Source organism: Streptomyces sp. NPDC054841, assembly GCF_053611045.1.
Map to the genome: position 1 here is coordinate 1 of NZ_JBSGZO010000662.1, position 3,755 is coordinate 3,755.

Genomic DNA, 3,755 nt, shown 5'->3' on the forward strand with positions numbered 1-3,755 from the left:
GCGCCGGTATCGCAGGACCCGGCTATCGGCTTGATCCCTAAGAAAACGGCCCAGGCTTCCGAGTCCACGACGTGGCCACCGTCGCGTTCGACGGCGCCTATGTCACAGCAGAACCGGTGGACGGAGTGCCGGTGACGCTTGCCGTGATTCACCGAGCTTGCATGGAAATCTGCCGGGGCCACGGTGTCCGTCGCCGTCATCGACGCGCCGGGGGCAAGTGAGCCACCCAGGACACGTTGCCTTCGGCTTCGGGTCCGCCCCCGGTGAACGCGGACTCGTCCACGTCCACCGCGGCCAATGTCAGATTCTCGGACATTCGGCACGGGTAAACCCTTTGTAGGAAATCGTGAAGTAGTCGCCTCGGGCGCGGCGCACCATTACGGCTCCGTTCGCTCGGCGGGAGTTCCTGTCTCAGAGGTGGGCGGCTGTCCTGTATCGACGACCGAGGGAGCGTCGTCCAGCCATTCGCGCACCCGCACCCGTGAGAAGGGGAACGCGATGGATCCATGGCTGATCTGGTTGATCACCGCAGCGGTGCTGGCTGTGGCAGAGATCTTCACCCTCACTGCTGCGCTCGGAATGCTGGCTGGGGCCGCGCTGGTCACGGCGGGAGTCGCCGCAGTCGGGCTTCCGCTGCTCTTCCAATTCTTGGTGTTCGCCATAGTCGCCACGGTCAGCGTGCTGTTCGTCCGTCCCGTCGTGCGCCGCCACATTCTCCAGCCCCAGGTGGAGCGATTCGGCGTGGACGCACTGGTCGGCAGGACCGGCTATGCCCTCTCAGAGGTGACAGGCCTGGGCGGCAGAGTCCGCATCGGCGGCGAGGAATGGACGGCCCGCGCCTATGACGAGACGCTCGTGATTCCTCCCGGAGCAACCGTCGATGTCATAGAGATCAGCGGCGCCACCGCACTCGTCCACCCCCGGGAGTGAACCATGGAATCCTCGGCATTCCTCATCGCCGGACTGATCATTGCGCTCTTGGCGGTCTTCACCGTGTTGCGCGCGGTCCGCATCGTGCCCCAGGCGCGCGCTCGCAATGTCGAACGACTCGGCCGCTACCACCGCACGCTGAAACCCGGCCTCAACGTCGTGATCCCCTACATCGACCGCGTGTATCCGGTGATCGACCTGCGGGAACAGGTCATCTCCTTCAAACCGCAACCGGTCATCACCGAGGACAATCTGGTCGTCGAGATCGACACCGTCCTGTACTTCCAGGTCACCGACCCACGAGCGGCCGCCTATGAGATCGCGAATTACCTCCAGGCAGTCGAGCAGCTCACCGTCACCACCTTGCGCAACGTCGTTGGATCGATGGACCTGGAAAAGGCTCTCACTTCACGCGACACCATCAACAACCAGCTCCGTGGCGTGCTGGACGAGGCCACCGGCAAGTGGGGGCTGAGAGTCAACCGGGTGGAGATCAAGGCCATCGACCCCCCGCAGTCCATCAAGGACGCGATGGAGAAACAGATGCGGGCCGAACGGGACAAGCGGGCCGCAATTCTCGGAGCCGAAGGACAACGACAATCGCAAATACTCACCGCTGAAGGCGACAAGCAATCCGCCGTCCTTCGCGCGGAGGGCAACCGAACCGCTGAGATCCTCAAGGCCGAGGGCCAGTCCCGGGCCATCGACGAGGTGTTCCAGGCCGTGCACCGCAACGACCCCGACCCCAAGCTGCTCGCCTACCAGTACCTCCAGGCGCTGCCGCAACTAGCGCAAAGCCCGGGCAGCACATTCTGGGTGATCCCCAGCGAGGTCACCTCCGCACTCCAGGGTGTGTCCCGCGCTTTCAGCGAGGCGCTGCCCCAGTCACCGGCGACCCGCGAGCGATCCTCGGACGACAGGGCCGCCCAGGCCGCCACTGACGCGGCGCAGGCCGCGGAAGCCGCCGCCGAGGCTCTCGCCGACGCAGCCGAGGCCGACGCAGCCGCCTCCGGCACTCTCCCGTCCCGACCCGTCGCTGACGGTGGATGAGAACCAACCGGCCGACCTGCCCTCAGCGACCGAGAGTGCAACATCGTGGACAAGCTGCGACCAGTGCCGTAACAGCGCCAAAGGCCGACATAGGCGGTACGACGATGCTTGTCGACAGCAGGCACCAGCTGCGCCGGGCCCTGCCACCAGCCAGGACGTCGACGCCGTCAGCACCGAACCAGCACGGAGTCAGTACGGCGCCACCAAATCATGTCGAATAGCGCAACTCCGGCAGTCCCCTGATCGCCCTCGTCGAGGCCCTCGCAATCGTCATGTCGCGGCCCTCATGGTGGCCGTGCTCACAGCAGGAAGCAGAAGTATGGTGTCCCACCACATGTGCCACTGACCTGCGTGTTTCTACGGTGTGGCGACACGAAATCGTCCCCGTCCCCGCTCGGAAGTGGTATCCATGGCCGCCTCGGCAACCGCTCCAACCGCGCCCACATCCCCCGGCTCCCTCAAGCGCATCGTCGCCGCGAGCCTCATCGGCACCACCATCGAGTGGTACGACTTCTTCCTGTACGGGTCGGCCGCGGCTCTGGTCTTCAACAAACTGTTCTTTCCGGAGTCCGATCCGCTGGTCGGGACCCTCCTGTCGTTCCTGACCTACGCCGTCGGGTTCGCCGCGCGGCCGCTCGGGGCGCTCGTGTTCGGGCACTACGGGGACCGGCTCGGGCGCAAGAAGCTGCTGGTACTGAGCCTGCTGCTGATGGGCGGGGCGACGTTCGCCATCGGGTTGCTGCCGACGCATGCGACGGTCGGGACGGCCGCTCCCGTGCTGCTGACCGTTCTCCGGCTGGTGCAGGGCTTCGCACTCGGTGGCGAGTGGGGTGGAGCCGTGCTGCTGGTGTCGGAGCACGGGGACGCCCGGCGCCGGGGGTTCTGGGCGTCGTGGCCGCAGACCGGGGCGCCGGCCGGGCAGCTGCTGGCGACCGGGGTGCTGTCGGCACTGACGGCTCTGTTGTCTGATGCGGCGTTCCTGTCATGGGGCTGGCGCATACCGTTCCTGCTGTCCGGTGTGCTGGTGATCGTCGGTCTGTGGATTCGTCTCTCTGTCGATGAATCGCCCGTTTTCAAGGCCGCGCTGGCGCAGGCCGAGGAGCGGAAGGCGGCCGCCGGCCAGGTGGAGAAGATGCCGCTCGTGTCCGTGCTGCGGCACCACTGGCGCGATGTACTGATCGCGATGGGCGCGCGGATGGCCGAGAACATCAGCTACTACGTGATCACCGCCTTCATCCTCGTCTACGCGACCACCTCGGCCGGGCTGAGCAAGCAGACCGCGCTCAATGCCGTGCTCATCGCGTCCGCCGTGCACTTCGCGGTGATTCCGGCGTGGGGTGCGCTGTCCGACCGGATCGGGCGCCGCCCGGTGTATCTGATCGGTGCGGTGGGCGTGGGTCTGTGGGTGTTCCCGTTCTTCGCTCTCATCGACAGCAAGTCGTTCGGCAGCCTCCTGCTCGCCGTCACGGTCGGCCTGGTGCTGCACGGGGCGATGTACGCGCCGCAGGCCGCGTTCTTCTCCGAGATGTTCGCGACGCGCATGCGCTACTCGGGTGCGTCGATCGGAGCCCAGTTCTCATCGGTTGCGGCCGGGGCGCCGGCGCCGCTCATCGCGACCGCGCTGCTCGCCGACTACGACAGTTCGACGCCGATCGCCCTCTACGTCATCGCCGCCGCGCTGCTGACGGTGGTCGCCATCGGCTGCGCCCGGGAGACCCGCGACCGTGATCTCGCCGATGTCCCGACGGGGCCGGACAGCCGGGACACGCGGGACG

Annotated in this window: 3 protein-coding genes; all 3 read left to right on the forward strand. The window is 66.7% G+C overall.

The annotated features are described in order from the left end of the window. The first annotated feature begins 498 nt into the window (after positions 1-498). Positions 499-930 carry an NfeD family protein gene (locus ACWGI8_RS41320; RefSeq protein ID WP_453668599.1) on the forward strand — a complete coding sequence of 144 codons (432 nt, stop codon included), beginning with the start codon at positions 499-501 and terminating at the stop codon, positions 928-930. 3 nt (positions 931-933) lie between these two features. Beyond that, positions 934-1,980 carry an SPFH domain-containing protein gene (locus ACWGI8_RS41325; protein ID WP_453668600.1) on the forward strand — a complete coding sequence of 349 codons (1,047 nt, stop codon included), beginning with the start codon at positions 934-936 and terminating at the stop codon, positions 1,978-1,980. A gap of 409 nt (positions 1,981-2,389) precedes the next feature. After that, positions 2,390-3,755, forward strand: a 1,366-nt coding sequence (locus ACWGI8_RS41330; RefSeq protein WP_453668601.1) for an MFS transporter, incomplete at its 3' end; no start/stop codon positions are given.

Bases quoted from the DNA above. Each gene is read 5' to 3' on its own strand.
- ACWGI8_RS41320 (WP_453668599.1), top strand. From the start codon at position 499: ATGGATCCATGGCTGATCTGGTTGATCACCGCAGCGGTGCTGGCTGTG.
- ACWGI8_RS41325 (WP_453668600.1), top strand. From the start codon at position 934: ATGGAATCCTCGGCATTCCTCATCGCCGGACTGATCATTGCGCTCTTG.